This is a genomic window from Bordetella sp. 15P40C-2 (genome assembly GCF_009763235.1).
Taxonomy (GTDB): domain Bacteria; phylum Pseudomonadota; class Gammaproteobacteria; order Burkholderiales; family Burkholderiaceae_B; genus Bordetella_A.
Window position 1 is genome coordinate 142,614 of record NZ_WSJA01000025.1, and the last position, 25,092, is coordinate 167,705.

The 25,092-nt window shown below is 58.2% G+C and carries 39 protein-coding genes; 17 read left to right on the top strand and 22 right to left on the bottom strand.

Going from position 1 to position 25,092, the window contains the following annotated elements; all coding sequences use genetic code 11:
* Nucleotides 1-2: 2 nt before the first annotated feature.
* The 15 genes from GOQ25_RS11430 to GOQ25_RS11495 all read right to left on the bottom strand — a co-directional run bounded on the left by GOQ25_RS11430 (nucleotide 3) and on the right by GOQ25_RS11495 (nucleotide 10,473).
* Entirely contained in the window at nucleotides 3-1,217 is a 1,215-nt protein-coding gene (locus GOQ25_RS11430; RefSeq protein ID WP_160350589.1) for a phage major capsid protein, read from the bottom strand.
* 3 nt (nucleotides 1,218-1,220) lie between these two features.
* Nucleotides 1,221-2,096, bottom strand: coding sequence for a head maturation protease, ClpP-related (locus GOQ25_RS11435; RefSeq protein WP_160350590.1), 876 nt, complete (start codon nucleotides 2,094-2,096; stop codon nucleotides 1,221-1,223).
* Nucleotides 2,097-2,106: 10 nt separating this feature from the next.
* Nucleotides 2,107-3,405, bottom strand: a complete 1,299-nt coding sequence (locus tag GOQ25_RS11440) for a phage portal protein (protein ID WP_160350591.1) — start codon at nucleotides 3,403-3,405, stop codon at nucleotides 2,107-2,109.
* The gene (locus GOQ25_RS11445) at nucleotides 3,402-5,126 is read right to left on the bottom strand and encodes a terminase large subunit (RefSeq protein ID WP_160350592.1); all 1,725 of its coding nucleotides are present in this window, start codon (nucleotides 5,124-5,126) and stop codon (nucleotides 3,402-3,404) included. The genes GOQ25_RS11440 and GOQ25_RS11445 overlap by 4 nt, the downstream gene beginning before the upstream one ends.
* A gap of 2 nt (nucleotides 5,127-5,128) precedes the next feature.
* Entirely contained in the window at nucleotides 5,129-5,614 is a 486-nt protein-coding gene (locus GOQ25_RS11450) for a phage terminase small subunit P27 family (protein WP_160350593.1), read from the bottom strand.
* 98 nt (nucleotides 5,615-5,712) lie between these two features.
* A complete protein-coding gene (locus tag GOQ25_RS11455; protein WP_202109417.1) occupies nucleotides 5,713-5,985 on the bottom strand; it encodes an HNH endonuclease signature motif containing protein in 273 nt (90 codons plus the stop codon).
* A gap of 163 nt (nucleotides 5,986-6,148) precedes the next feature.
* A complete protein-coding gene (locus GOQ25_RS19670) occupies nucleotides 6,149-6,277 on the bottom strand; it encodes a hypothetical protein (RefSeq protein ID WP_255448233.1) in 129 nt (42 codons plus the stop codon).
* A gap of 200 nt (nucleotides 6,278-6,477) precedes the next feature.
* Complete coding sequence (locus tag GOQ25_RS11460) at nucleotides 6,478-6,876, bottom strand: hypothetical protein (RefSeq protein WP_160350595.1); 399 nt, start codon at nucleotides 6,874-6,876, stop codon at nucleotides 6,478-6,480.
* Nucleotides 6,873-7,133: a hypothetical protein gene (locus GOQ25_RS11465; protein ID WP_236844553.1), complete on the bottom strand. Its 261-nt coding sequence runs from the start codon at nucleotides 7,131-7,133 to the stop codon at nucleotides 6,873-6,875. The genes GOQ25_RS11460 and GOQ25_RS11465 overlap by 4 nt, the downstream gene beginning before the upstream one ends.
* A 133-nt stretch (nucleotides 7,134-7,266) precedes the next feature.
* Nucleotides 7,267-7,662: an endonuclease gene (locus GOQ25_RS11470; RefSeq protein WP_160350596.1), complete on the bottom strand. Its 396-nt coding sequence runs from the start codon at nucleotides 7,660-7,662 to the stop codon at nucleotides 7,267-7,269.
* A complete protein-coding gene (locus GOQ25_RS11475) occupies nucleotides 7,659-8,615 on the bottom strand; it encodes a helix-turn-helix domain-containing protein (RefSeq protein ID WP_160350597.1) in 957 nt (318 codons plus the stop codon). The genes GOQ25_RS11470 and GOQ25_RS11475 overlap by 4 nt, the downstream gene beginning before the upstream one ends.
* Before the next feature lie 7 nt (nucleotides 8,616-8,622).
* On the bottom strand, nucleotides 8,623-9,375 hold the full coding sequence (locus GOQ25_RS11480; protein WP_160350598.1) for a phage antirepressor KilAC domain-containing protein: 753 nt from the start codon (nucleotides 9,373-9,375) through the stop codon (nucleotides 8,623-8,625).
* Nucleotides 9,372-9,665 carry a hypothetical protein gene (locus GOQ25_RS11485; protein WP_160350599.1) on the bottom strand — a complete coding sequence of 98 codons (294 nt, stop codon included), beginning with the start codon at nucleotides 9,663-9,665 and terminating at the stop codon, nucleotides 9,372-9,374. Before GOQ25_RS11485 ends, GOQ25_RS11480 begins: the two co-directional genes overlap by 4 nt.
* A complete protein-coding gene (locus GOQ25_RS11490; RefSeq protein ID WP_160350600.1) occupies nucleotides 9,659-10,033 on the bottom strand; it encodes a Ref family recombination enhancement nuclease in 375 nt (124 codons plus the stop codon). Before GOQ25_RS11490 ends, GOQ25_RS11485 begins: the two co-directional genes overlap by 7 nt.
* The gene (locus GOQ25_RS11495) at nucleotides 10,030-10,473 is read right to left on the bottom strand and encodes a phage regulatory CII family protein (RefSeq protein WP_160350601.1); all 444 of its coding nucleotides are present in this window, start codon (nucleotides 10,471-10,473) and stop codon (nucleotides 10,030-10,032) included. Before GOQ25_RS11495 ends, GOQ25_RS11490 begins: the two co-directional genes overlap by 4 nt.
* 79 nt (nucleotides 10,474-10,552) lie before the next feature.
* Here GOQ25_RS11495 and GOQ25_RS19385 point away from each other — a divergent pair, with 79 nt between their 5' ends.
* Nucleotides 10,553-10,717 carry a hypothetical protein gene (locus tag GOQ25_RS19385; RefSeq protein WP_202109418.1) on the top strand — a complete coding sequence of 55 codons (165 nt, stop codon included), beginning with the start codon at nucleotides 10,553-10,555 and terminating at the stop codon, nucleotides 10,715-10,717.
* A 278-nt stretch (nucleotides 10,718-10,995) separates the two neighbouring features.
* Here GOQ25_RS19385 and GOQ25_RS11500 read toward each other — a convergent pair whose 3' ends face one another.
* Together GOQ25_RS11500 and GOQ25_RS11505 are read right to left on the bottom strand one after the other, a co-directional pair.
* The gene (locus GOQ25_RS11500) at nucleotides 10,996-11,262 is read right to left on the bottom strand and encodes a hypothetical protein (RefSeq protein WP_160350602.1); all 267 of its coding nucleotides are present in this window, start codon (nucleotides 11,260-11,262) and stop codon (nucleotides 10,996-10,998) included.
* Complete coding sequence (locus GOQ25_RS11505; protein WP_160350603.1) at nucleotides 11,262-11,495, bottom strand: YdaS family helix-turn-helix protein; 234 nt, start codon at nucleotides 11,493-11,495, stop codon at nucleotides 11,262-11,264. Before GOQ25_RS11505 ends, GOQ25_RS11500 begins: the two co-directional genes overlap by 1 nt.
* A gap of 86 nt (nucleotides 11,496-11,581) precedes the next feature.
* Here GOQ25_RS11505 and GOQ25_RS11510 point away from each other — a divergent pair, with 86 nt between their 5' ends.
* The 4 genes from GOQ25_RS11510 (at nucleotide 11,582) to GOQ25_RS11525 (ending at nucleotide 15,194) form a co-directional block, all read left to right on the top strand.
* Nucleotides 11,582-12,289 (top strand): S24 family peptidase, encoded by a 708-nt coding sequence (locus GOQ25_RS11510; RefSeq protein WP_160350604.1) that lies wholly within the window; start codon nucleotides 11,582-11,584, stop codon nucleotides 12,287-12,289.
* Nucleotides 12,290-12,505: 216 nt separating this feature from the next.
* Complete coding sequence (bamE, locus tag GOQ25_RS11515) at nucleotides 12,506-12,832, top strand: outer membrane protein assembly factor BamE (protein WP_160350605.1); 327 nt, start codon at nucleotides 12,506-12,508, stop codon at nucleotides 12,830-12,832.
* Between the two features lie 336 nt (nucleotides 12,833-13,168).
* A complete protein-coding gene (locus GOQ25_RS11520; protein ID WP_160350606.1) occupies nucleotides 13,169-14,209 on the top strand; it encodes a DGQHR domain-containing protein in 1,041 nt (346 codons plus the stop codon).
* Nucleotides 14,210-14,810: 601 nt separating this feature from the next.
* Nucleotides 14,811-15,194 (top strand): hypothetical protein, encoded by a 384-nt coding sequence (locus tag GOQ25_RS11525; protein WP_160350607.1) that lies wholly within the window; start codon nucleotides 14,811-14,813, stop codon nucleotides 15,192-15,194.
* 47 nt (nucleotides 15,195-15,241) lie between these two features.
* On the opposite strand, the gene GOQ25_RS11530 is transcribed toward GOQ25_RS11525, so the two are convergent.
* From GOQ25_RS11530 to GOQ25_RS11540, 3 genes are all read right to left on the bottom strand, one after another.
* Complete coding sequence (locus tag GOQ25_RS11530) at nucleotides 15,242-15,514, bottom strand: BrnA antitoxin family protein (RefSeq protein ID WP_160350608.1); 273 nt, start codon at nucleotides 15,512-15,514, stop codon at nucleotides 15,242-15,244.
* Nucleotides 15,515-15,580: 66 nt separating this feature from the next.
* A complete protein-coding gene (locus GOQ25_RS11535) occupies nucleotides 15,581-16,456 on the bottom strand; it encodes an exonuclease domain-containing protein (protein ID WP_160350609.1) in 876 nt (291 codons plus the stop codon).
* 330 nt (nucleotides 16,457-16,786) lie between these two features.
* A complete protein-coding gene (locus tag GOQ25_RS11540) occupies nucleotides 16,787-17,041 on the bottom strand; it encodes an SHOCT domain-containing protein (protein ID WP_202109419.1) in 255 nt (84 codons plus the stop codon).
* Between the two features lie 441 nt (nucleotides 17,042-17,482).
* On the opposite strand from GOQ25_RS11540, the gene GOQ25_RS11545 reads away from it, so the two are divergent.
* Nucleotides 17,483-17,686 (top strand): hypothetical protein, encoded by a 204-nt coding sequence (locus GOQ25_RS11545; protein ID WP_160350611.1) that lies wholly within the window; start codon nucleotides 17,483-17,485, stop codon nucleotides 17,684-17,686.
* 3 nt (nucleotides 17,687-17,689) lie between these two features.
* Here the strand turns inward: GOQ25_RS11545 and GOQ25_RS11550 are convergent, their stop codons facing one another.
* Complete coding sequence (locus GOQ25_RS11550; RefSeq protein ID WP_160350612.1) at nucleotides 17,690-17,998, bottom strand: hypothetical protein; 309 nt, start codon at nucleotides 17,996-17,998, stop codon at nucleotides 17,690-17,692.
* A gap of 706 nt (nucleotides 17,999-18,704) precedes the next feature.
* On the opposite strand from GOQ25_RS11550, the gene GOQ25_RS11555 reads away from it, so the two are divergent.
* From GOQ25_RS11555 to GOQ25_RS11570, 4 genes are read left to right on the top strand one after another with little or no spacing between them, the layout of a single operon-like run.
* Nucleotides 18,705-18,986: a hypothetical protein gene (locus GOQ25_RS11555; RefSeq protein ID WP_160350613.1), complete on the top strand. Its 282-nt coding sequence runs from the start codon at nucleotides 18,705-18,707 to the stop codon at nucleotides 18,984-18,986.
* Nucleotides 18,987-19,005: 19 nt separating this feature from the next.
* Nucleotides 19,006-19,482 carry a single-stranded DNA-binding protein gene (gene ssb, locus GOQ25_RS11560; RefSeq protein WP_160350614.1) on the top strand — a complete coding sequence of 159 codons (477 nt, stop codon included), beginning with the start codon at nucleotides 19,006-19,008 and terminating at the stop codon, nucleotides 19,480-19,482.
* Between the two features lie 12 nt (nucleotides 19,483-19,494).
* A complete protein-coding gene (locus tag GOQ25_RS11565; protein ID WP_160350615.1) occupies nucleotides 19,495-19,992 on the top strand; it encodes a hypothetical protein in 498 nt (165 codons plus the stop codon).
* A 39-nt stretch (nucleotides 19,993-20,031) separates the two neighbouring features.
* Nucleotides 20,032-20,931, top strand: a complete 900-nt coding sequence (locus GOQ25_RS11570; RefSeq protein ID WP_160350616.1) for a recombination-associated protein RdgC — start codon at nucleotides 20,032-20,034, stop codon at nucleotides 20,929-20,931.
* A 59-nt stretch (nucleotides 20,932-20,990) separates the two neighbouring features.
* Here GOQ25_RS11570 and GOQ25_RS11575 read toward each other — a convergent pair whose 3' ends face one another.
* The gene (locus GOQ25_RS11575; protein WP_160350617.1) at nucleotides 20,991-21,347 is read right to left on the bottom strand and encodes a hypothetical protein; all 357 of its coding nucleotides are present in this window, start codon (nucleotides 21,345-21,347) and stop codon (nucleotides 20,991-20,993) included.
* A 276-nt stretch (nucleotides 21,348-21,623) separates the two neighbouring features.
* Here GOQ25_RS11575 and GOQ25_RS19675 point away from each other — a divergent pair, with 276 nt between their 5' ends.
* The 7 genes from GOQ25_RS19675 (at nucleotide 21,624) to GOQ25_RS11605 (ending at nucleotide 24,827) form a co-directional block, all read left to right on the top strand.
* A complete protein-coding gene (locus GOQ25_RS19675; protein WP_255448234.1) occupies nucleotides 21,624-21,752 on the top strand; it encodes a hypothetical protein in 129 nt (42 codons plus the stop codon).
* The gene (locus tag GOQ25_RS11580) at nucleotides 21,749-22,336 is read left to right on the top strand and encodes a hypothetical protein (protein WP_202109420.1); all 588 of its coding nucleotides are present in this window, start codon (nucleotides 21,749-21,751) and stop codon (nucleotides 22,334-22,336) included. The genes GOQ25_RS19675 and GOQ25_RS11580 overlap by 4 nt, the downstream gene beginning before the upstream one ends.
* On the top strand, nucleotides 22,333-22,656 hold the full coding sequence (locus tag GOQ25_RS11585) for a hypothetical protein (protein WP_160350618.1): 324 nt from the start codon (nucleotides 22,333-22,335) through the stop codon (nucleotides 22,654-22,656). Before GOQ25_RS11580 ends, GOQ25_RS11585 begins: the two co-directional genes overlap by 4 nt.
* Nucleotides 22,656-22,847 carry a hypothetical protein gene (locus GOQ25_RS11590; protein ID WP_160350619.1) on the top strand — a complete coding sequence of 64 codons (192 nt, stop codon included), beginning with the start codon at nucleotides 22,656-22,658 and terminating at the stop codon, nucleotides 22,845-22,847. Before GOQ25_RS11585 ends, GOQ25_RS11590 begins: the two co-directional genes overlap by 1 nt.
* Before the next feature lie 3 nt (nucleotides 22,848-22,850).
* On the top strand, nucleotides 22,851-23,609 hold the full coding sequence (locus GOQ25_RS11595; protein ID WP_160350620.1) for a hypothetical protein: 759 nt from the start codon (nucleotides 22,851-22,853) through the stop codon (nucleotides 23,607-23,609).
* A gap of 80 nt (nucleotides 23,610-23,689) precedes the next feature.
* Nucleotides 23,690-23,929: a DUF4224 domain-containing protein gene (locus GOQ25_RS11600; RefSeq protein WP_160350621.1), complete on the top strand. Its 240-nt coding sequence runs from the start codon at nucleotides 23,690-23,692 to the stop codon at nucleotides 23,927-23,929.
* Nucleotides 23,930-23,984: 55 nt separating this feature from the next.
* Nucleotides 23,985-24,827 carry a tyrosine-type recombinase/integrase gene (locus GOQ25_RS11605; protein WP_236844554.1) on the top strand — a complete coding sequence of 281 codons (843 nt, stop codon included), beginning with the start codon at nucleotides 23,985-23,987 and terminating at the stop codon, nucleotides 24,825-24,827.
* Nucleotides 24,828-25,092: the final 265 nt, after the last annotated feature.

A 25,092-nucleotide genomic window follows, 5' to 3' on the forward strand; every position in this document is an offset into this window, starting at 1 on the left:
ACTTACGCTCCGCCGCCTGCATCCGGATCGACATCCAGACCGTCAAAGTCGCCCTTGACGAAGGCCTGTGGCCGGTACACGGTCAAACCCACACGCTCTTCGCAGCGGATCGTGACCATGTTCTTGATGATGTTGTCGCGGTCCTCAAATGCGATCTGGACGTTGACATCCTCACGGTCCCAACCCTGCACGGCCAGACCACCGCCGAATGCGCCGACCAGGAAGTCGCCGGCATCCATGGCCTGGGTCGGGACCACGTTGCGGCCCCACAGCCCCGGCTGCATCGAGGTGCGCGCGTTAGTGAACATGTAGCTGTTCTGAGCGTCCTTGGTGAGTTCAATGGCGGCCCAATCGATGGGGCTAATCACAATGCCATCCGCCCAATACTCGGCCAACTCGACTTGCAGCAGCGCCAAACGCAAGCGATCAATGCGCGTTTCCGCCGCCACCATCACGCCAGGGTTGGCGTACGCAGCAGCCTGCGTGTAGATGCCATTGATGTTCAGCCCCACGCCGGAGCCCTTCAGCAACTGAGCCTCTTCAACGAACTTCAGGCCATATCGCAGACGACCGTCGATGTACGACTGCAGCATCGGCACGTCGGCCACCACCTGCTTGGACGCGTGAATACAATGCGCGATAGTGACAATGGGCGCCTGATCGGCCTCGAACGTGAGGTTCGATTCCGGCTTTTGTGCAGCTTCGGCAACCGGGGCGGCATTGTTGGTAAACAGAAGCTCGCGCGCATACTCGATGCTGTTGCTGCTCGTGCGTCCCCAGCTGATCAGATCGCGCACAGTGAGACGCCGGAGCATCGGGGCCTGGATTCCGGGCACTCGGTCCGGGACGATCAGGTCGCCTGCAGAGGTCGAGCCAGAACCGATGGCGGCCTGAACCGGCATGCGGAACGTCCCGCGCGGATTCGATGCGAACGCCTGGAAATCTTCGCTCTCCGTGATCTGCGCGCCCATCGACTGAGGACCTGAAGGCGCACCGCCGCCGTTCTGGACCTTGGCCAGCAGTTGCTCGGCCGTGGCCAAGCGCGCCATCAGCTCACCTTGGGTGGTCAGGGTTTTGTCGATGTCCGCGCGCAGCTGTGCGTCCAGGGTACCGCGCGCGCGCATGTCGGCGTCAGCCTTCTCGGCCATTGTCTTGAGTTGATCGCCGACCTTGCTCAGGCTGGCGTTGATAGTTTCGATGTCGCGTTCAACGGACATGGTTTACCTCTTCGGGATGATGTTGGTGAGGGATGCGGCCAGTGCGGCCGTAGTGCTGAAAGCAGCCGAATCACTCGGGCCGCGTCCGGTGGCGTCGCGCTCACCGCTGCCAGCCGAATCGCTCAGGCTGGACTTGAAATCAGAAATCAGTCGTTGGGCTTCGCTGCGCGGCAAGCCGGCGGCGCGAATTGCCGCTTCGATTCGCCGCACGGCGCTGGCAGAAGCCTTGGCGTCACCCTTGCCGACCTGATCGGAAGACAGAAGCTCATCGGCGTAGCCTTGCTCAATCGCTTGGCTGCCGCCGATCCACGTTTCGCCATCCATCTGCCGTTGGACGGCGGCCATGTCTTGCCCCGAGCGCGCGGCGTAAATGTCCGCCATCGCTGCGTCGAACGGTTCCATCGTGTCGGCAAACTCGCGCAGGTCGTGGCGATTGCCTTGCGCGACAACCCAGCAGTTATGGATCATCAAAAAGCCAGCGCGCGCGATTTGCACGGTGTCGCCAGCCATGGCGATGATCGATGCTGCGGACGCGGCCAGGCCAAGCACCTTGATGGTCACCTCGCCCTGGTGCTCGCGCAGCAGGTTGTAGATGGCCAAGCCCTCGAACATGTCGCCACCCGGGCTGTTCACGTTGACCGTGACGGGGCCAGCACCCATGGAGCGCAAGGCTGATGCGATGCGCTTGGCGGTCACGCCCTCGCCCGTCCACCAGTCATAGCCGATCACGTCGTAGATGCTGATGGACCGGTCGTCCTCAGATTCGACCGCAGCGCGCACGCTGGCGTCCCAACGCTCGAGCGCACGCGGCGCCAAGTAGCTCGAAACGGCCGCGCAAGGGCGGCCGCCCGGCGCCGAGGGCAGGGATTTAATGGTCATGAAACTTTCCTTAAGAGTCGGCCGATGAGGCCATCATGTCTTTCAGCCAGTTCGCCATGGCGGCGCGGGCTTGCTGGTCTGCTGTGTTGCTACTCAAGCTGTCCAGCGGTGCGAGAGCAGTCTGCACGGTGAGCACTGCTGCATTGCCACCCATCGGGGCCCGGTCTTCCAGCTCCCGGACCTCGTCGCGGGTCAGGATGCCGTTGTTGACCATGACGCTGTAGAAGGCGGCGCGCGCGGCGCTGTCGGCGCGCAGCAGTCCTTCCACCGCGAATTTCGGGTAGTAGCGCAGGCGCTCAGCCGGCGTCAGAAGATCTTTGACGATGCTCTGCTCAATGCGCTTGAGCCAGGGGCCGAGCGTGAACACCAGGAATCCGATCATCTGTTGTTCAATCCCGGTGCCCCAGCTCGTGGACTTTTCGGTGTGCCCGACCATCCAGGGAGGGACACGGAACCAGCGGCAGATTTCCTCAACACTGAAGGCGCGAGACTCCAACATCTGGGCATCCTTGGGATTGATCCCGATGGTGCCAACCTCCATTCCATTTTCGAGAATGAGGGGCTTCCCGGAGTTCACCGCCCCAGACGCCCGCTCGGTGATGAACTTTCGCGCGTCCTCGCGCTGGTTATCCTTCATCAAGCTCGGATACTTGAACCACGTGGTCGGCATCAGTCCGCGCTTGAAGGTGCCAGCTGCGGCCTCATCGGTGGCCAGAGCAGCGCCAAAAACCTGGGCGCCGTACTGGATGACCGACACGCCGGTTTGACCATCCAGGGACCAACCCGGAATGGTCCAGATCCGCGAGGCCGGGATGATGCGCTGCCGGCCGTCGTCTTCGGTGTAGCGGTATTGCTTCGCCCCGTCTGCCCTGCGAGTGATAGCCAGCCGCCCGGGATACAGGAACTGCAGGCCGACGACTCGTTCGCCGACCATCAGCTTCTCGCACCGAGCATTGCCGCGCAACAGCATCGCCGCTACCACCGCCTCCCAATGCACCGAGGACACGGTGTCCACGTTCGGCTGTGTGCCCAGAATGAAGTGCAGCGGATGTTGCGGAGCTGGGCGCTTGCCGCTTGCGGTTCGCTCGTGCATGCCGAGCGGCAACGTGCCAATAGTTTCCGAGATAAGCCTCGCGCACGCCCAGACTGCCGACAGTTGCAGGATGTTGCGGTCGTTGACGTTGACACCAGCGGAGCTACTCGCCCCAAACCGCTCCCAGGCCTCAACGTCGGTGAGGCCGAATGGCGCGCCGAGCCAGCCAAGCACCGCGGCGCGGAGCCGACCAACCTTGTGCGCTTTATGTTTCATCCGATCACCGCATTATTGAAAAAGTCCGAGAGATCAGGCCCCTCGACACCGGCCATGGCGCGACCAATCGCCATGATCAGCGCCACGGCACCGTCGATCTTGTTGTCATTGCCCTGCTTGATAGGACGCATCACGTCGTCACTGCCCGGCAGGTACTTCGCCACCATGTTGGCCACGCACCAGGTCATGATCGGGTGTCCGTCATGATGGAACCGCCCCGACAACACGGCCGCCTCGAACTCCTTCATCGCGTCGGCCATGTTGGTGTAGTTCTGAATGATCGTGATGGGGTTCAGCCCTTCATCATCGAGTTGGTGAGACAGGTTCGCGGCACCGTGCGGGTCGATAGGACACGACACCACTGGCGCCAGCTGGTTAACCTCCAGCGCCTCCGCGAGAACGTCGCGGTAATCGATCTCCGCACCATCCGTCTGGATCAAATGTTCCGATGCCACCCAAGCCTGATAGCGATCTGCAAGGCGACGATTCTCAGTTCCGTTGACGGTGTCCTCGGGCACCCAGAACACTGGATCAACGCAGTAGTAATGCCTGCGCCCATCAATGTCTTGGTAGAAGAGCTTCACCATGGCGGTCAAGTCCACCTTCGACGCCAAGTCCAGGCCCAGCACGCAGTCCCAGCCTTTGAACTGATCCAGCGACAGGCTCGGGTCCTGGCACGGCGGCGACATGAATTTCGCCATGTTGATGAAGCCCGATTTGGCCGCCGTCCAGACGTTCAGGTGCTTGGTCTTGAACTTGCCTGCAAAGCGCGCGCGCCGGATGGCTTGCTGCTGCTGCGCCACCAGATAGTCCTGGTAGACCGAAACCCCAATATTTGGGTTGGCCTTGGCCAGCACCTTCGGGTCGGTCCAGTCGTCTCCCTCATCAATCGTCCAGATCCAGCCGAACAGCTCGTCATTGGGGACCAGCCCCTCCAACATTTCGATCACTTCCTGCCGCTTGTCGTAGCAGGGGCCGGCGATATTGGCGCCCGCCGTCGTGATGATGAACATCAGCGGCTGGCGTCGCGCCCCCATACCCGTCTGCATGGTGACGTACAGGTCATCACTGTCATGCTCGTGGTATTCGTCCACCACCGCGCACGATGGTGAAGCACCGTCGCCGGGGTTGCCTATGATCGGCTCGAACCGGCTGCCATCCTCGGGCCGGTTCAGGTTGCCCGCGTTGACCTCAATGCCCAGCAGTTCTTTCAGCTCGGGCGTGCGATTTACCATCAAGCGGGCGGGCCGGAAAACCTCCCACGCCTGCTTCTCAGTGGTCGCGCCGCTGTAAACCTCGGCGCCGAACTCACCATCTGCGCAGAACATGCCCAGCGCGACGCCCGCGGCGATCACGCTCTTGCCATTCTTACGCGGGACTTCCCAATACGATTCGCGAAAGCGCCGCAGTCCGTCCTTTTTGCGAACCCAACCGAACGTGCAGGCAATGCCAAACGCCTGCCACGGCTCCAGCTTCACCTTTTGCCGCAGCCTCGCCCATTCGCCCTTAGTGTGCGGCAGGAACTCGATAAAGCGGAGCTTCTTTTCAGCCTTGGCCGGGTCGAACCGGTACGGGAAGTCTCGCGTCTTGCTCTTTGCCAGTTCGTCCAGGTGCCGTTGGCAGGCCATGACGATGTACCGACAGCACGGCACCTTGCCGCGAACGACGTCGCGCGCGAACTGCGTGGCCATCGCCACGCCGGGATAGGATGGCTTGGCCATGCCTACATTTCCAGAATAGCCGCCAGGTCTGCACCTGCGGTTTTTTTCTTCGGCCCAAGCAGCCTCTGCCTGCTGGACGGGTCCAAACCAAGCAATGCGCCGTATGTCGCCATCTGCCGCGCAGCTTCATTTATCACCGTCGCGGCGGGGTTCTTCACCAAGCCGCCCTGTGCTCCGGCCACCGTGATGCCATCCCGGAGAATGGAAGCCTCGCCCTCGCGGAAACGGGTGTAGGCAGCGCAGTACATCTCCAGGTTCTGAATGTCCGTCGCCTGAAGGATCTGCTGGGCGCACAGTAGTGGCGCCAGGTGGAGCCAAAGGCTGCGCCCAGGGCTGTCTTCAGGCATCCAATCAGGCGGATCGATGTTTACGACCGTCCCGAATTCGGGCGCCTGCGTGTTGATTGCTCGCTTGCCTGGGTTGCCCGCTGCCAGCTTGCGCGCGACCGGTTTGGGCTTGCGGCCCGACCGGCCTGCGACTCCTGCCATAGGTCAACTCCTGAATTTCATTTTTCGCGGGCGTAAAAATTTGACTGAGCGGCCGGTGTCCGGCGGGAGGCCCTCGAACTTTTTGGGTACCCTCCCCCCTACCAGACAGGCCGTCGCGCCCGCTGTGCCTGCGCCTGGGTGATCCGCTTGTGGCAGTCCTCATTCACCGCCCGCAGGTTGCTCGGATCATTGTTGAGCTTGCCGTCCGGGCCGCGCGTGTTGTCGATGTGGTCAACCTCATGCGCCACCAGTGGCAACGGCCTGCGCTGGCAGTCCTCGCACTGACAGAGGTAGCCATCGCGCTCAAGGATCTGGTCGCGCAGACGGCGCCAGGGCCGGCCACCGCGTCCCGATTGCTCGGCCTTCTTCACCCATACCTTGGCTAGCGCCTGGTGCTCAACGCAGTAGCCATTGGCGTTACGGTGTAGTGCTGGGCAATCCACAGCACGACAAGGGCGTTGCGGCCGCTTAGGCATTACTGCCCATAAGTTCGATCTCTTCCTGAGTGGACAGCAAATCTGCCTTTGCGATCAATTACAGTTTGGTGACGTCAACTACCGCATGCTCGCGCACACCGACGTGCGCGGCGTCTCCTTGCGGCAAGCACGATAACTCCGCACGGATAACGTCGCCCATCTCGAAGGTCACCTGCAGTCGTGTCAAACCTCCGGGCAGCCCAAGCTCCTGGCGCAGGTACTCAACAATCTGCCGGCACTTCTCACTAGAACATGGGATAGAGCTCATCATGAACGTCCAAAAAGAAAACCCCGCTGAGCAATGCTCAAAGCGGGGCGAGATCGGGAAGTAAGTCCACAGACGCAACTACACAGCGTACGGGTTTTATTCTGATTCAGTCCGGACAGTCATACAAGGTGTCCGGACAAAATAAATTCGGCCGGAACAACACACGGGATTTGATATCGATCGCCCATCCAGTGCGACAGCTGCTTGTGCGCCATTTCGAGCAGATCGTAGTAGCGCGTGCGCGTCGCCCTCACGCGGTCAAGCTTGGCTTTAACCGGGCCCGGCCACACATAATGCGCCACCACCACGACATGCGCCTCGGGGAACAGTCGGGCTATGTGCTCATCCACCTTTCGCAAATCGTCATCGACCATCAGCGCATACGGGTCGGCGCGCCGCTGCCCGTCGACTCGCATGCGTTGAAAGGCTGACTGGCCAGGATAGCCGAGACTGGAACGGTTCTCCCCCCGCTTCCACGCGCCCCACTCTCCCAACAATATCTCGATATTCGACTTCACTTCGACTCACCTCCCACAAACTGACTGCACTTCTTCCCGTAGGGCTTCCCCTTCAGACATCTCATAACCGGCTCGCCGAAGGGACTGACGCGCTCCGCGGCATGGCTGCATCCGGTGCAGGTGCGCTTGAGCTCGGCGGCCTCCTTGCTCAGAAGTACCTTCAGTGGGTCGGCCATCATCCAACGTGGCAACAAAGTAGTGTCATTTGAAATTGCACTACTTTGCTGCGCTTCGCTGCGTTGCTTGAGTGTCGTCATAGCGCCCACCCGCAGCGGCGTGCCCACTCCCGGTAAGCCTCCTGCAGCGTTGCCCGGGGCGATGGGCCAATCCGATCGCACCAGACGAGCCACACGCCATGCTCACATCGGGCTTTAGGCTTGGGCATGATGTTCATGGCTCTACCTGCTCAATCGTTACTCTGACAAGCCCGCCTTTGACTTTCTCACGCAGGACGGCTGGCGCGAAGTGAAAGCCCGCATCATTCATCCGTAGTGCGTCGGCAATCCCATCGGTGGCCGCCTTCATGCGGGCGGCGAGATTGTCGCGGTCATAGGCGCGCACGTCGGGCGGGAAGAACTCGTAACTCAAACGAATCGGCTCAAACCGGCTGATACCGTCAGCATGCTTCAGAGCCGAGTGAGCAAGCAGTCGAGCATCGCTCCGGTACTTCCTCTTGGCGTCTGCGATCGGTCTCCAATGCCCGCGGAAGTTCGGGCTCAATTCCTTTGGTGGCCATGGCAATTCAATCGTGACCCTGCCCTTCACGTCGAAATGGATTGCGCTCATACGTTCACCCCGTAGTCAGCACGCGCGCGAGCCAGTTGCTCAGGACTCAGGTTTGCAGCCTTCAGCACGCGGAGTTTGAAATGTGGCGCCTGTTCGCCGTCCTCCTGGCGAAGGCCCAGCTGGTTGCCCTTGGCGACGATGCCGGGCCAAGACCTCAGGAAGGCCAGATCGTCAACAGCGCCAGCAACCGCGCCCCCAGCCTCGGCCTTCAACTTATCCAGCCAAATCGCCTTAAATCCTGCCCATGAGTTTTCGGTGGCAATGCGCACGGCATCTGCCGCCGTCACCCCTGCTTTCTCGGCCTCGGCCTTGATGCCAGTCCAGGCGGTAGCGGTCAAAGGCAGATCCTTCGCCTTGCGGACCTTCAACCAGTCTTCAGCCACTTGGCGGTCAACGCCTTCAGAGACCAGCTGATCGGCTGTCACCGTGCCGGACGATTTTGTGGTTTTCGTTTTGACCGGGTTTGGGGGCGCAGACGGCGCGGCAGCGCCTTCTGACGGTTCCCTTACGGTTCTATTACGGTTCCTTACGGTTCCGTGGTCCGTTTTTGGGCCTCTTTCTGGGGAATTTTGGGCCTCTTTCGTGGGAATATTGGGCCTCTTTCCGTCCAAAAACGGTACTGTTCCGTTTTCGGTACTGTTCCGTTTTTGGGACTCTTTATCCGAGTTATTAACAGCCCCGTTTTCGGGTGTCTTTAATCGATAGACAACCACCTGCTTCGTGCTGCCGCGACGTTCGCCGGTGTCTTCGATGAATCCCAGATCGCGCAGGTGTGCCAGATTGGCCTGCACCGTCTTGCGGTCCTGATTCGTCGCCTCAACGAGGTAGGCCACAGAGGGCCATGCAATGAAATCCCGGCCGTCGGCACAGTTGGATAGCGCGACCAGCACGAACTTTGCTGAAGAGGGTTTAATCTGCTGGCCCAAGGCCCAGGTGATGGCTTCTACGCTCATGGTGATCCTATGCGTTAGCGTGGGCGAGCTGCACTGCGCTACGCACCGAAATTGAGTTGTTGGGGGCGCAATAGCGGCGCTGCAGCCACACCTGACCCTTGCCCGTGACCAGGGTCTTGAAGGAAACGTGAATCTGGCCTTCGTCATCGCGCCAGGGCATCTCAACCAATCGGAAATAGCCGCGGTCGATGTAGGATTGATAAGGGCGGTTGTCGGCCATCAGGATGGCGTCAGCGCGCAAGCGGGCAAACAGCCGGTTTTGGCCCGTCCCGAGCAGCTTGGCCATGTCCCGAATGCCAATCGCGTCTACAGTGCTGCGTACGGCCTCAGCAAACTCAACCTTGGGCTGAGCCTCTGCCAGCGCCAGACGCTGCCGCTCAATCTCTTCCTGCTGATCTGCGGCCAGACGCAACGCGCTGGCAAAATCGCTCGGCACGTTGTGCGCCCCCGAGCGCAGCGCTTCAAACGCACGGATGACGCGCAGCTGAAATGCAGGGCTGATCCACATGGCGTACGCGTACACCAACTCCTTGCACGCGAAAGTGCCGCCGTAACGGCCTGGATCCGCACTCAGAGGGCTATTCCTCAGATCTGAGGAGTTAGAAATCAGTTCGACCATCTCCACCGTATGGCCAAGACGCAGCCAGTTAGCGGGTTGATGGCGGGGCTCTCCACCAGCCGATCGATGCAAGTCATTCAGGCTATACCGCCCTTCTGCATCCTGGCGGATGGCTTGTGTCCCGATAATGAGCGCGTTCAACGTTGGCTCCTTTTCGCTTTCTGATCAATCACACGCCAGTACTGGCGGCCAAGCCACGTTCCGGTGGGCTTCACCAGGCCTGCGCGGTACTGTTCCCAAATGAGTGCATCAGCGGCTGCCACTGCCGCGTCATTCACGCTCATGCCACGCCATGCGCTTTTGGATTCACGGATATGGGCCTTGATCTCACGGCCGATGTGAAGAGCAGAGAAAGACCCCTGCCGGTGCAGAATCGCGTCACGGGCGATCTTCTGAACCCTTTCGGTGATGCGGTAACCCATGATCAGCATGGCTGCGCCCCCAATGCCGTGTCATAACGACATGCCTCCAGGGCGGCGGCCGGAACCTCGCAGCGTTTAGCCAGGAGAAACCGGACGCAGCGGCGCAGCAGATCCAGCTGTTTGCCGTACTTCTGCTCAAAGCGCGCCTTCCAGGGATGAACAGCAATCATCCCGGGGGCGCCAGTGCCCTCTTGGTGATGGCCCGCACATAACGGCAACACCAGCCAGTGCGCGAGCTTCTTGGTGCGGCCATCAATGTGGTGGACGCTTACGTGCGTGTTAATCACTCCATGCAGACGACATGCAACACAGCCCACCACGGCGCAAAGAAGGTCGTGGAATTGACGCTGCTCAGCCGTCGGCGAAATACCCTTCATTCCGCCATCCCTTTCAAACGCTGCTTCACCTCCGCGACTGCGGTCATGACGCTGCGACCGGCCTGCTCGACTCGATCCACTTCCAGAAGATCTACCCGGCCGTCTGCAAGCGCGTTATAGACCTCCTGCCCAAATGCCCCATTGGCGACCATAAGGCCCGCCATCTGCTCGAGCACGGACATGTCTGATTCGGTCTTGCAGGAATCAGGGGCCTTCACCAACAGATATCCATCAGCGCGCGCCCACGCCTGCAACATACGTGGGTCTGCCGTCACGGCGCTGATCTTCTGAGCCTCTTCCAGGGTCAGGTGATGCGTGCTGTTGTTCGGATTCACCTTGTTGCGCAGCACGGCCGGTGATATCCCGACGCGCGGCCCGAGCGATTCGCTGCCGCCCGGATAGTCATGAACTGTGTTGTACGCGGCGTCTGTCGTGTTCATCTGTCTTATCTCCCGAACGTATTAATTACTGTTGCGCTGCCGCAAACTGCCAGCCATACAAAACCAACAAGGACCGGCAATGTCTGAAACTGAAAAACTTCTGTCTGAAGCACAGGACATGGCGCTGCGCTCTTTTGATCAGCCGAGCCAGGAAACGGTTATGTCTCTGTGGCAGCGGCTTTGCGAGGAAGCAGACCGCCGAGCCTGGAACGCTGCGAACACGGCCCAAACGACGCTTCACTAAGGCATGGAGACCCAAAGGGGCGGTCGGCCCACACCCGCTATGATTTCGGTTACCACACACGAAATCCTTCGGAGAAGGGCCGACCATGAACTGGTGGAAGCGATGGAAAGAAAAACATTGGGTCAAAAAGAAGTTCCACGATCCGCCCGGGCAAGAGATTGGCTTCGGTTGGTGCGAAGTCGTGCCGCCTTTTCGAGAGCGCGTCGAGCGTATTTGGGCGGACGTAGTGGCACACAGATGGGTCGCGCTTTCGATAATCGGCGCTATAGTTGCCGCCCTCATCGCGAGCTAGCCTCCGGGTGAATGATGTGAACCTCCCAATCGCGGTCGAATACCAAGAAGCGCACATCAGGCCGTTCAGCGCGCAGCTTCGCCAAGAAGTCGGCGGTGTCCTCACGTTGTTCACCAGTTAGGCGCATCTTGGTTTTCAGGATCACCAGAGCGCCCTCGCCTACCTCTTCAATCAAGGAATGGTCGAAATGGATAACCGGCTGGGCAGTCTCCGTAATGGCGGTGAAGAGCTTTCTGCGGAGCCACTGAAGCATCACGCCACCTCCTTCTCGGCAAGCTCGGGCCAGATGCGTGCCCAATCATGCGGGCGAAGATCGCGTCGGGTCACGGCGCCATCGGTCGCGCGCTCGATATCAGCACACCGCTCGACGGGAACCGGGCGGCGCCCAGAAGCCCACTCGCTGGTGTTCGATATGGGAGCCCCAATGTCTCGAGCTAGGGTTGCCAACCGGCCGCGCTCAGCTTTTAGATAGTCAGATAGCTTCATGCACTACATATTAGCGAAACGCGAAAGCTATTTCAATAGCGTTTCGCGCATATAAAAGTTTCGCGTTTCGGTATCAACTTCTTCCAATGAAAGACATTGACCAAATCCGGCGAGATAACTTGCGCTCCTTAGAGGCCGAGGCCGGCGGACCTTCGGCGGCGGCCAAACTGTTAGAGATGTCCCCCGCTCAATTCATGAATCTGAGAGATGGGGCAAAAGACTCCAAAACGGGGAAGCCGAGAGGGATGAGAAAGGACACCGCCCGCAGGATCGAATCTGCCGCGGGCAAGCCTCCTGGTTGGCTAGATACGCCCCATGGGGAAAATCAAACTGGCGAACAGTTAGAAGCCATAGAAAACCCTCGACTGTGCGTCACGATCGGAAGGTACGACACAGGAGGAAGGATGGGATTAAGTGGGGTAGAACTCCGGGATCAACCGGGCGTCATCGAAAGCCTGAAAGTCAGTAGGGAATGGCTCGAGAAGAATGTACGCGGCTATAGCCAGACGAATAGCCTCTGCGTGGTGACGGGATTCGGCGATTCGATGCGCCCCATGTTCAATTCCGGGGATCCGCTCATCATCGACTCCAGCGTCAAGGCCGTTGAGTTCGATGCGGTCTACTTCTTCCGCGTCGGGAACGAGGGCTTCATCAAGCGTTTGCAGCGCGTGCCCGGGAAGGGTCTTCTGGCGATCTCGGAGAACCCGGCCTACAGGGACTGGGTGATCGACGAGACGATGGACCTCGAAGTGTTTGGACGAGTGCTGAAGGTTTGGCGGAGCGAGGATTTCTAGTTCATTCGAGCACTAAGCTTGCGCGCGGCGTCAGTTGCTGCCCGGCTGGACTGCCCCAACCCACCCAACCGAGAAGCTGAAGAAAGCCGGCGGCGCGGATTCTGGGGCGCGTAGTTTGGGTTGGGGCGAAGCTGACTAGGTAGTCACTCACGGCCAGCGAGGCGCCAGGCCCTTCGCTCCATCAAAGAACGGCAGACAGCAGAGGAGAGTATTGAAATGAGATTTGCAATTGCATCTGTGGTGCCTACGATCGTTCTGGCAGGCTGTGCGAGCACTGGTTCGCAGATTGATCAGGCCAAGATACAGACTATCCAGCCGGGCGTGACTACTTACAACGATATGGTGCGGGACTTTGGCTCTCCTCTGAGCACGTCTTTCAACCAGTACGGATTGCTCCAGGCTCAGTGGTTCTACTTCTACACCGGACCATTCGGAACGGGGCAGGAGCAGCAGACCCTGACCGTGTTGTTCAATCAGGATAAGACCGTGCGCGATGTTGTGAGCACGAACAGTGCTGGCGACGGCGCCCGTCTCGGCGGCTGAGGGCTAAGCGCTGCCTCCCTCCCGCCCGCGAGCACCTCGGGACATCGCCCCGATGGGCAGAGTCCGTGGCATATTGCTGCGTATTGTGTGGGTCGGTGCGCGGTCGTGGGAAGCCTTTGTTGCAAATGCAGCGCCCTCTAATATCCATCTCTGGAAAGCTCGTGCGCCCCCAGCGAATGGCAAGCATGGAACATTGATCTTAAGAAAAGGAGCCCTGGAGGGCGAAGGTGTGCGGACGACTTAAGTCGGATTCCCTCTTAAGGCTACCCATACATCGGGCTTCACTTAAGACTAATACTCATTTAAAGTACGTACGAAATTTTTCAAAGGTGTAACATGGCAAAAGCAAAAAAGACGGCTGATGTAGACGAAGATGTGACCTCTGAACCAGGGGAGAGTCACCTAAGTTTTGCGGCTCGATTAATCACACAAGGGCAATACCGGTTTTACTCCGTCACCATGCCCAGCGATGTCTTGGGTGCAACCTGCACTGTTGAAACAAGATATTCAAATCCTGTCGAGGGTTTTCAACGCGCACTTGATGAGAAGAGAGCGCAGGAAATAGCAGACTATATTGATAGCGGTTTCGGAACAATACCTTGCTCAATCATATTATCTGCTCAACCGTCCGCCGATCTAAAATACTTTAGCCGAAGCCAAGTATTGAGAATAAATCCTGTGCCAGGCGCGTTCTTGATCCTAGACGGACAACATCGGGTCTACGGCTTTCATAAAGCGAAGACCAACTTGAGGGTGCCTGTGGTGATCTATAACGGCTTGTCGAGATCTGATGAGGCCAGGTTGTTTATTGATATAAACACAAAGCAGCGGCCTGTACCCAACGAACTGCTTTTAGACATTAAGAAGTTGGCCGACGCAGAGACCGGTTCCGACGCCCTACACCGCGAAGTGTACGATATGTTCCACGAGCGGCCTGAAAGCCCACTTCTAGGTCTAATGAGTCCGTCAAGTCGGAGCAAAGGAAAGATCTCTCGCGTTACGTTTAAAGCCGCCCTAAATTCAATTTCTCGTACGATCGGAGATGCAGATTCTGACTGGGTTTACTCTGTGCTTCGACCCTACATCGCGATTTGGGCAAGCGAAATTCGCTCTCACGCTCCGGAAAATCAGATTGCAAACTCAACGTTGTTCAGAGCGATCCTTTTGTTCTTTCCGTTGGTGGCGGAACGCGTACATGCTCGACATGGCGATGATTATTCTGCGCAGAATTTCTCCGAAGTTTTAACACCCTTTTTTGCAAGGCTCAGGAAATCAGATATCTGTGACCCCGGCCAAAGCCCCGTTGCCCTGTTCGAGCGATATGAGCAAGTTCTGAAGACGGGTTTTACCCTGGGCGGGCCTAAAAAGCGGGGCTAGCGTGTCACTTCTCTCTGATGCGACCAACCACGAACTAGCATTGCCGATCCTTCGGGCCAAGGGACGAACGAGCAATAGTCCACTCGCCGACTGCATTCTCGGAGAATCCGCTTTCACGGTAATCTCTGGAGCTAATACAAGCTCTTTTGGACTAGACTTCCGAGACCCGAAATATATAGGCGAGTTACTGGCGACAGACTGTCACCGCTTGTCAATATCCTGTATTCAATCCCTGAGCGGTCTGGATAGCAAGCCAAATGAAAAGCTAGCACTTCCTTGGTGGCTAATTCGCGTCTACTATTCAGCTTATTATGCCGCACATGTAATAATTAGACTCTTCGGTAATGGGCACTGCTGGCTTGACGACTCGCACGCCCACAAGATTAATGCATTGGCCCACGCGTTATCACTGCCAATTTCCTGCACGAAGGGTGGGCACTTATGTAGATTCTCAGCGCCGTGGACTGGAATTCTTTTTTCGAAAACCGCACAGCGCTCGCGAAGCTCTTCCCATGAGTCCTTTTGGAACGAATTAGATAGTGTTTTAGACCACTTGGCTCAAAGCGCCCTTTCATCTGAGCTCCCACTAGCCAAACGTCAAATGGCCTATGCAAAGCTACAGGACTTTAGAGCTCTTTCGCAGGGCAATGGTGGAAAAAATTGGTTAAGCACCACCCGTAACGATATGCAGTACCGTCTGCAGCACGGCGTATGGCACTCCACCAGTTTGGCAGAAATAGACCGTGGTCGTATTTACGGGACAACCGCAAACTGGAGAGCGGACCCGCTGGATATTGACCTTGTTGGCGTCATGTCTAAGCATCGGATTCAGCAATTTGCGGTTGCCTGTTCTTTCCTAATTGCCATGTTCCGCACTCTTTTGCTGAATATTGAGAGGCGGAGCACTTTACCCAAAGCCAATTTCGTGTCCAGAGGCCCTCGCGCTCTAGCCCAGCATGTAGGTTTTGGATTTTTTGACGAATAATTATCGATTGAGCTCCAGATCAACCGCCTCCGGGCGGTTTTTTTTGCCTAAGCGCGGTGCTCTTTCAGCCAATCGCGCAGCGCGTCATTCATGCGCGACTGCCACCCAGGACCCTCAGCCTTGAAAGCGTCAACCACGTCTCGGTCGTAGCGCACCGTGAGCTGGACTTTCGGTGCGTCGGAACGAGGACGGCCGCGGCGCTTCATCCTCGCGAACGCCTCGTCGCTCGGGACGTAGGTATCCGGATCCGCCGCAATCCCACGGTTGATTTCTTGATCCTCAGCCTCGGTCGGCATGTAGACCTTAGGTTTCTTCGGCATAGCGCTTAACTTTTGGCTAATGAGAGAGAAGCGCAAGCGAGCCCATCCCCCTTCAGCGGGAGGCAGCTATTCAGGGAGCGAAATTGGCCCGAGCATGGACAGAAAATCGGATTCGCCCACAATCCGTATTCCCATCCCTTTGGAAACGAGCTGTTCCGCCTTAAGGTGCTTCGAACTCTTAGTCTTGCCAGCCAATCGCGTAATGTCCTGATCACCTACCACGAGAATAGTAGTCTTGCGATTCACCGATTCTCCCACTTCGCAACCGACGCTCGCGGCGGCCTTGGCAGCGTCAGCCCGAGTCATGGACAACTGCCCAGTGAAAGCGATTACTTCACCGGAAAACGGGCCGAGAGGGTTTCCGAGCTGCGCGATCGGAGCCCCCCCGACGCTGCTTGGGGAACTTCTTTGATGGACACGATCCAACCACCAGTCGAGGGACTGACCACTTTCCTGGAGCGCCCTTAACAGGATAAGCCCGGCGACACGCGAATCCTCCAACGCGTCATGATGCCGAAACTCAATACCTAGCATCGCTGCCAGATTCGCCAGTCCATAACCTTTTGAAGCAACAGTAGGCCACGTTAATCGGGCCACTCGAGAAGAGTCCAACCATTTGCAGACAAACGGAGTTCCGCCGCAAGCTTCAAACGCGCGTAATAGCGCTGAGCGGTCGAAGCTTGTATGTGCGGTTACGACTTTACCCTCTAGCCGTGGCACCAGCGAGCTAACCGCATCGCGAAACACGGGAGCCTCGGCAACCATAGATTCATCAATACCATGGATCGCGACATTAATTGGGTCGAAATAGTCTTCCGGATTGACAAGCGTCACCCACTGGTCCACCAATTCGCCGCCTTTGAACTCTGTTACGCCGATTTGACAAATGCTTGCTAGGCGCGGGTTAGCTATCTCCACATCGATCGCAGCGAAAGTCGGCATAATGGTTCTCCTTCGTCTAGTTGGGTTCTGAATCTAACACTCGCGCCTACGTCTTTCTAGAACTCATTCTGGTAACAAATCAATGGGTCGGGCTGCGGCTAGATAAATTCCTCCGCTGCGGCAGTTTACTTTTGGCCGTGGCAGGAGTGCGGAGGATCGAATCGGCGCCAGAACTGCTTACCAGCGTTTTTCAAGGCTTTCGCCCCCACCGATTAATAAAGTTCGCCTCCATCATTTCGCACGTGCCAGCGATGAAACGCTGCGCCTCCGGCGTCAGAGACTTCCGTCTTTGATCGTCCCAACAAAGATCAATGGCCTTTTTATCAGCGGTCAAAGCGCGCATCTCGGTGCTATCTCCAACTGACGCTCCGAATATAAAAACGCGAACACAATTCCCGCCACGACCAACAGAGTTATGAAGACTGGGCTTCCCTTTTTCTCTTCCTTCACCATCGGTTCAGTGGGTGGCGGGGCCTGCTGATCCCCGACCAATAGCTTCGCCTTCTGCGCCTCAAATTCGGACTCAGTCAAAAGGCCTCTGTCTTTCAACTCGGCAAGCTTGCTCAATTCGTCAGCTACCGCCATAGCCGCTCCACTCAAAGTAGACATACGGATCGTAACTGAAGTCGAGTTACATAAAAATGTTCGCGTTTCGCTATTGACTAGATGTTTGCGCTTCGCTAATATTCACCCAACGCAGCAAAGAACGCCTAGGCGGAAGCCACCTGGAACTACTGCGGATCACCCGCTCTTTAACAACCAGCCAAGAGATAAACAGGCCAATGGCGCATTTGCGCGGCTAGGCCCAGGGCTCACGCGCCGCCCCTGACAAAGATCGAGCGCCTTTCGACCCGCACGGTACGCCAGGGAGGCTACAGGCTGCGCGGGTTGATTGATGGGCAGCGCACGACCTAGAGCCGCGATGAGCGGGAGTAGCTAGGCGTGTGCTGCCCCGGAATCATCCGCCTACCCTGTGACAGAGGGCATACGGATGGACCGCAATTAATGAATCGCCAAGGAGATCAGATGAAGGACGAAATTATCGCCGTGGTCAGCGAAATTCTTTCCGCCGAGAGCAAGCTGCGCGAGCTGTCGGTACTACGAGAACCTCTGCTCGAACAACTCGCCGAGGTCAATCGGTTGGTCGCGTTCCAAGAGGAGGTGAAAAGGAATAAAGAGGCAGCACTAGAAAGCCTCCTATCTAAAACTGCTCCAGCAGGAAGCACGTAAAAGTTAGAAGCCAAGGCCTGCGGCCAGCAACCCTGGATACGCAATATCACCACGCGTGGCTTTGGTTCGGTTATCCAAATCGATAACAACCATCATGTCCTTTACCGCGTCGAACTCGCTCTGCAGATAGAGAGCCGAGCACAAACCCGCCGATGACAACGTGTGGTCCTTTGCTTTGAACGCCAAGAATGACGTGGTTTCATCCCAAGGGATGATGTCCGCAAAACTGGACGCAGTGTTCACAAAAGAGTCATAGCGGGCTTGGTATGTGGCGTCATTCTTGATTCTAAAGGTGACGATGAAATGGGCCATGTTGTCTCCCTCATTGTTCGTAGTTGGAGCTAGCAACATAACCAGTTTTCTCGGTGGCCGGAACTGGATGTACGCACAGGCCCATGCCCGGCATGGTGAGAGCCGGGGCCATCATCAAGGCGGCGGCGTGGAATTGGACACGCGGCGTTAGAAGGTAAAGGTGTCCTGAGATATATCTACCAGGTAAACCCTTCGGCGCGCACTCTATGGGCCGGCCGGTCGGAGTAGCTGTTGTTTAGCCCGCCTTGATGATGGTGAAGGCGAAAGCCTGACGGAGTTCCGTGCTGGCCTCCCCTGGTCGGACCGATACCCGGGTGATAGGCGTAGGCCCTCCCGGATGTAGAACGCACGGCACCATCTGACACCCCGGAAAGACGGGGGCCATCAAACGCGGGCCTTGATCGGCTACGGGTTAGCGCCGTAGCAAGTACAAGTCCGAGTCTCCTCTGAGTGATGAAACCACTGCTTCATGTGAGCGCTCAGGGCCCGCATTTGATGGCTCCTTAGGTGCTGGTACCTCCCAGCCGTCCGGTCCACGAAACGGGCCACCTATCAGCAATCTCAAGACGGCACGCGCCCGGCAACGGGTTAGCGCCGGTGCCCTTCCTCCCTCCTCCGCACTGCAGATGAAAGCGATGCTTTATTCGCAGGGGCGCGTGTCGCCTTGAGATTGTTACCCCCCAACGGCCAGGGCAAGGACCTCCACATGAACACATTCAAAGTTGCCGCCGCCGCGGCTATCGCACTCTGCGTACCAGCTGCCGCCTTTGTCGCCGGCAGCGCAGTGGTCAAGAGTGACGAAAGGCTTTTCATTGCCGACGACAAACGTCGGGCCACCTTGCTCGCACGCAGTTGCGGCGGTTCGGGGCGCTTGGTGCAGGACCCACTGAGCAACGTTTATCTCTGCCTGCATGTAAACCCTGACGGCAGCACCCTCACCGTCGAAGCGCAGCAATACCCCTACCTCGATCAACTGGCCCATCGATAGGCCCAAGGAGTTCGCCAGCATGGCCAGCGTCAACAAAGTCATCCTCGTCGGCAATCTCGGGCGCGATCCCGAGATCCGCTATAGCCCAGACGGTACGGCCGTCTGCAATATCTCGATCGCCACCACATCGCAGTGGAAAGACAAGGCCAGTGGCGAGCGCCGCGAGGAAACCGAATGGCATCGCGTCGTTTTCTACAACCGCCTGGCCGAAATCGTCGGGGAATACCTGAAGAAGGGTCGATCGGTCTACATCGAGGGCCGACTCAAGACCCGCAAGTGGGAAGACAAAAAGACCGGCGGTGATCGCTACTCGACCGAAATCATTGCTGATCACATGCAGATGCTCGGCGGCGCGGGACAGGGCGGCGGAGGGCATGCCGCAGATGCGCCTGACGGTCAGGACGACCGCAAAGGCAACGCTTACGCGGCACAGAGGGATGGAAGCGCCCCTCCGTCCTCAAATCTGGCGGACATGGACGACGACATACCCTTTTAGAGGCCCCAGGCTATGAAACGCTTCCTTCACTGGCTGTCCGGGCACTTGCCCGGCCGCATCATCAGCGACGCCAGCACGCCCTACCTCGAGCGCTACTACCTCTGCACCGTCTTTGGCTGGCGCTTCTATCTGCACCGCTTCGTTGGTTCAGACCCCGACCGAGGCCTGCATGACCACCCCTGGCGGTTCGCTTTCAGCATCGTGCTGGTCGGTTGGTATTGGGAACTCACGCGCGCCGGCATCCGCAAGGTTAGATGGTTCAACAGTCTGCTAGGCGACAGCTTCCATCGCGTAGTGCTGCCGGAAGACGCCGACGGCACTCCTGTGCCCTGCTGGACCCTGTTTGCCCACACCGCTGGCGACATAAAGCCGTGGGGCTTCATTCGCTTATCGCACAAGAACAGCAAGGTGCAAGTATGGCGCGAGTACGAATATCCCACGGGCGCCAAGCAACCGCAGTGGTGGCTGCACGCCCCCAAGGGACGTTACCTGCTCAACCGCGCCCCCTGACACCGCCTACGGCGCCCCCAACCGACATAGGACCTCGCCATGTGGTTCAAGAACCTAAAGATTTACCGCCTGACAGACCCCAGCGTCTTCGACTCCGAGCAGCTCGACGCCTCACTCGCCCGCCGCGCCTTCAAAGCGGACAACGGTTTGGAGATGCAATCGATCGGCTGGATCTCTCCGCGCGAGAATGGCGCCCTTTCGTACACGGTCAATCGGCAGATTCTGCTTACTGTCCGCGCTGCACGCAAGCTCTTACCCGCTACCGTGGTTAATCAGGCAGCCAAGGCTCGCGCCCAGGAAATCGAAGAGCAGGAAGGCTACAAGCCCGGCCGCAAGCAGATGAAGGAAATCAAGGAGCGCGTCACGGACGAGCTGCTGCCCAGGGCACTCACAGTCTACCGTGACACCCGCGTCTGGATTGATCCAGTTAACCGGTGGCTGGTTATCGACACTGCATCAGACTCCAAGGCGGACGAGGTGATCGGCCTGCTAGTCAAGACTATTGATCCGCTCCCTATCGAGAATCTGTACGTCGCTCAGTCCCCAGCGGCAGCCATGACCGGCTGGCTGGCAGCGGACGAGCCGCCACCCAATTTCACAATCGATCAGGACACGGAGCTGAGGGCATCAGGCGAAAGTCGCGCCGTGGTGCGCTACCTGAAACACTCCATCGACTGCGACGACGCCCGCCGGCACATCCAGTCAGGAAAGCAGTGCACGCGGCTGGCGATGACCTGGGCGGATCGAGTGTCGTTCGTATTGACCGAATCGCTCGACATCAAGCGCGTGGCGCCTCTCGACGTGCTGGAAGAAAATAACGAAGACGTTATGCAGAACGACGATGAGAAATTCGATTCAGATATGACTCTGATGACGGGCGAGTTGGCGAAGATGCTCGCAGGTGTCGTCGAGGCTCTGCGCGGAGAGAAATCGCTTTAACCTCCACCACCAAACGGAACCCATGTGGGCGGGCTTCCCCTTTACGTCCACGGAAGAAGTCAAAGAATTGCGTCGAACTTGATTCCTACATCTTCCGCTCTTGTACGTAAAGTACGCATCCAGACCCTCGTGAACTCCTCTGTCGTCCTGATCTGAGCGATATGCTCTCTTATAAATTTCGCAGATACAGTTCGGTGCGTACGGGCCCAAACATCATCGGCTTCCGTTTTGCAAGCGTCTATTAAACCTTGTAGATCACAGAGCAAGTTGACACCAAACGCGTCTCTTGTACGCCCTTTTGCAGTTTCCGCACGAGATTTCAAATCAAAGAACACATGGTCTGATGGTTGTCGCGCCGATTTACCCCAGGCCTCTAACGCTCGACGCAGTTGCCTTGCAATCTGCTCAATTTCCATAGCGATAGCCCAATCCTGAGTCACTCGATCGCGCAACATCTCCTTTCGTCTGTCTAGGTTCTGCCATACAGGGACGCCAACCGCCCCAATAGTGGCACCCACGGTCCCGACGGCAGTGCATACCTCCCACCACTTTGCAGGCGCGCTTCCCGCACCAATGGCGATACCCCACATCAGCCCTGCGAAAGCCGAACCCAAAACCCAAAAGAACACCATCGCGCCCTCGCCTGTCGTGGACTAATCGCGATCGTACCCCACCCTCACAGGAGTGTCAGCATGAGAGTCAACGAAGACGACTTCCTCCCCGCAGAGCCATACACCGACCGATTTATCGACTGCGCATTGATAGTTGCACTTGCGGTGCTGGTGGTGGCTGTGTGGATGATTGTGGAGGAAGCGGTATGACAGAGAGCGCCGAGGTAGCAGTCCTCTTTGCCCGCGCCGACTCCATCTACAAGACGCTGCCAGAGTGCGACGTCTACGACATTGAACGAGATGCGCGCACCTATGACGGAGATCTGCCGGTGGTTGCACATCCGCCCTGCCGAGCATGGGGTCGCCTTCGGGCTTTTGCCAAACCACGCCCAGACGAGCGCAACCTAGGCCGCTTGGCCGTCGCTCTAGTGCGAGAGTTCGGTGGAGTGCTCGAGCATCCAGCGGGCAGCCTGCTATGGCCAGCTCAACGCATCCCCTACCCCGGCGCTGGACGCGACGCATGGGGTGGATGGACGCTCGCCGCCCCACAGAAATGGTGGGGCCATAAGGCAGAGAAAGCCACGTGGTTCTACATCGTCGGCCAAGAGCCTGCCGGCATTCCTGATTTGCCCATCGTACTGGGCGAAGCCGCCTATGTCGTGCAATCAAGGAAGCGGCACGACTACCGCCCTCACATCACCAAAGCCGAGCGCGAAGCGACCCCGCCCGACCTTGCCCGTTGGCTGGTCGAAGTTGCGCGCCGCTGTGTCACCGACAAAAGGAGAGCAGCATGACCGCCCACACCCCGACCACCCAACCCCACCCCGGATACGCCGGCGTCACCGTCTGGATCGGCGACAAGAGCATTACGCGTGTTGTGCCTGCAGAAGCGCTCGACAAGCCCTATTACGACCCGCTGGCCGTGCTGTTTGCCGACGCGAATGCCGACCTACGCAACGCGCACCTCTGGAGCGCACCGCAGAGCGAGAACCGGCCGGCGAATGTTCGCACCTGCCTGCCGGTTGTTCAGCGCATCGACACATCGCCGGAACGTGTCGAAGAAACGGCGAAATGTGTACATGACGCCGCCCTATCCGCGCAGGAGGGCAAGTGATGAATACCAAGCCCCACGGACGAACCCTGTACGAACAAGTGCGCATCGTCGCAAAGCGCCGTGACTGGCCTGACGATGCCGCGCACGAAGCCGGAAATGAGGCTGTGTCGATCTGCGGGGATAACGACCCCTGCAAAACCCTGGACGAACTTAACAGCGTCACGCGCGAAGTGCTGCGCTGCGAGGAATAAGCAATGAACATCGACAAAGAGCGGGAAGCGTTTGAGGCGTGGGCTGTAGGCAGGTGGCCCGGAGTAAACCTATCCCCGGATCAAAGTAATTGCGGGATCGTTGTATATGAGCGGTACAAACACCCAAAATTGCAGGCCGCTTGGGAAGCGTGGCAAGCCCGAGCCGCGCTGGGTGAGCAGAAGGCGGGGCCGAGTGACAACCAAATCCTGTTCGAGTGGTCGCAGACAAAGAACACGGGCGATATGAGGGTTGATCTCGTCGCCTTCGCCCGCGCCCTGCTGTCCAAATACGCCGCACCCCAGCCTAGCGGCGATAAATGGGACTCCGAAGCCGCCGCTGCGGGACGAGATAAGGACTCCGGATTAACACGATGGAATCCGCTTCCAGGCGGGGGGATGAACCCCCATCCTCGCGGTTTATATGTGAGGGCTGAGGATGTGCCCAAAGCCACCGCCGCACCAGAGCCGAATCGTAAGCCGGCCATTCCTGCCGAAATCCAAATCATCGAAGCCGCCGAGCGCGCAGGATTGTGGCCGAACACGGTTCGCGAATGGATACCGCAGTTTCAGCGATACCACCAGATAATCGCCGCACCAGTGAATGAGCCGGACGCGAACTTGGAAGCCCTACACACGTTCTTGGACGCAGCAGCAGGTGAAGGACTTGTGTTTAACGGAGTAGATGCCGCCGACCTTTATATATCGATCTTCCGAGACAGATACAACGCGGCCATAGCCCAGCAGGGAAAGGGGGAGCAATGACCCCTGACGTAATCGAGCGCCTGATCGAGGTGACTCGTCGCTACTGGATAGATGAACCAAACGCTCTAGGAGGATAGGATATGCTGACCCTCACTGCAGAGGAAATCGCAGAGGTCACGCGCAAGGTCCGTGGGCGCCCTCAATGCGAGGTTTTGCGCCAGATGGGCATCCCGTTTGTAATTCGCCCCGATGGCACGCCTGTGGTGCTGCGGGCCGCTATGGAGGCAGCGTTAGGCTATGCGACCAAGGAAACAGGAACGGCATCTCCCAAGCTGCGTCTACCACAAGCACGGGGCATACTATCTAGTCAAAGAAGGTAAGTGGCGTCGGCTTGGTTCCGACCTGCACACCGCCCTATTGCAGTACGCCGCTCTGATGGCGCTACCCACAGATGGACTCCCCGCACTGATCGACCGAGCGCTGCCGGCTATCACCGCCGAGAAATCGCAGACCACCAGGACACAATACGAATACTGCGCCAAACAACTCAAGGAAGTATTCGCGGAGTTCCGACCCGAGCAGGTGAACCATGGAGTAATCGTGCAGATGATGGATGCCTACAGTGACCGAAAGGCAATCGCCAATCGGATGCTCACCGTCCTTCGCTTGACCTACGCCTGGGCACTGGACCGAGGCATTGTGCAGATCGACCCAACGGTCAGCGTGAAGCGGTTCACACCAAAATCGCGCGACCGGTTGATCACACCCGCCGAGTACACCGCCATCTACGCGCAATGCGCACCCTGGCTGCAAATCGTGATGGATATGTGCTATCTGACCGGCCAACGCATCGGGGACGTGCTCAAGATCGAGTACAGCCATCTGCTAGACGAAGGGATTTTCGTAGAGCAGCAGAAGACCGGAAAGAAGCTGATCGTGGGCTGGACGCCGGAGCTACGTGCTGTCGTTGCGCGCGCCAAAGACGAGAACACAAAGATCAAATCCATGCGGTATCTGCTGGCCGGACGCGCCGGGAAAATGCGCCTACCCTCCAACGTCTGGCGCTGCTTCAAGGACGCAGCCAATGCTGCAGGCGTCGAAGACGTGACGCTTCACGACCTGCGCGCGATGGCAGGCACGGAGGCCGAGCGTCAGGGGTTTGACCCCACTGCGCTACTAGGCCACACAGACCGCCGCACGACGCAGATTTACCTGCGCGATCGCAACCCGAAAGTTGTGTCTGGGCCGGGAAGATCGCAGGCGAAAAAAGCTGGATAAATTCTCAGTTTTAGACAATGAGTTTTAGACAGTTCTTAGATTCTTAGACAACACCGCCTGGAAACCCGCATGAATAAAGGCTTTGCGTCGTGACGATGTATTCCGTCATGCCTTGTCCGCGCTGACGGTTGCGTAAAGAACTCATACTCGGCCCCTTTCAAAAATTAGTGAGCCATGAGTATGAGATGCCGTTGTCAGAACGGCTATTCGCGGTTTCCGAGGTGGATAAAAAGGCCTCACTCGGGACCACAGCATCACGGATCTG